Origin of the sequence: Shewanella electrica (assembly GCF_022321485.1) — a bacterium.
GTDB lineage: Bacteria > Pseudomonadota > Gammaproteobacteria > Enterobacterales > Shewanellaceae > Shewanella > Shewanella electrica.
Window position 1 is genome coordinate 1 of sequence record NZ_JAKOGG010000429.1, and the last position, 260, is coordinate 260.

Here is a 260-nt window from a genome sequence, read left to right on the forward strand (position 1 = left end):
GGTAAATGAGGACTTGAAGCGATTAAGCAGGATGTGAATTGTTATACCTAGTGATTTCAAAATCCACCCTGAAAACCAGCACCCCCAATTTGCGTTCCGGGCACTTGGCCCTGCCCAGCAGCAGCAGCCTGATAACCAGCAGCACCGGCGGCAGCAGCCGCAGCAGTACCCGCTTGTGAAGCTGCTTGGCCAACCTGAAACCCAGCAGAAGTCTGGAACCCAGGCGGACCCTGAAAACCAGGAGGAGCTTGAACACCCGC

1 protein-coding gene is annotated in these 260 nt (G+C 55.8%); it reads right to left on the reverse strand.

Annotated elements, in window-relative coordinates:
• Positions 1–22 precede the first annotated feature (22 nt).
• A partial coding sequence (locus L9G74_RS24370; RefSeq protein WP_238898718.1) for a hypothetical protein occupies positions 23–260 on the reverse strand: 238 nt, incomplete at its 5' end.